The sequence below is a fragment of the Winogradskyella ouciana genome (genome assembly GCF_009709615.1).
Classification (GTDB): domain Bacteria; phylum Bacteroidota; class Bacteroidia; order Flavobacteriales; family Flavobacteriaceae; genus Winogradskyella; species Winogradskyella ouciana.
The window spans coordinates 1-280 of sequence record NZ_WJYA01000063.1; the positions used below are offsets into that span (position 1 = coordinate 1).

The 280-nt window shown below is 37.1% G+C and carries 1 protein-coding gene; it reads left to right on the plus strand.

The window, feature by feature from the left end; translation table 11 throughout:
• Positions 1–280, plus strand: a 280-nt coding sequence (locus F1003_RS15640) for an Hsp70 family protein (RefSeq protein ID WP_155090348.1), incomplete at both ends; no start/stop codon positions are given.

A 280-nucleotide genomic window follows, 5' to 3' on the forward strand; every position in this document is an offset into this window, starting at 1 on the left:
TCGACTGGATGGCGGCTGAATTCCAAGCGGAAGAAGGTGTAGATTTAAAATCTGATGCTATTGCTCTTCAAAGATTGAAAGAAGCAGCAGAAAAAGCAAAAGTTGAATTATCATCTTCTACTCAGACGGAAATCAATTTACCGTATATCACAGCTACAGCTTCAGGTCCAAAACACTTAGTTAAAACATTAACTAGAGCTAAGTTTGAACAATTAGCAGGAGATTTAATTCAAAGAACTATCGAGCCTTGTAAGTCTGCTCTTAAAAATGCAGGTATGAG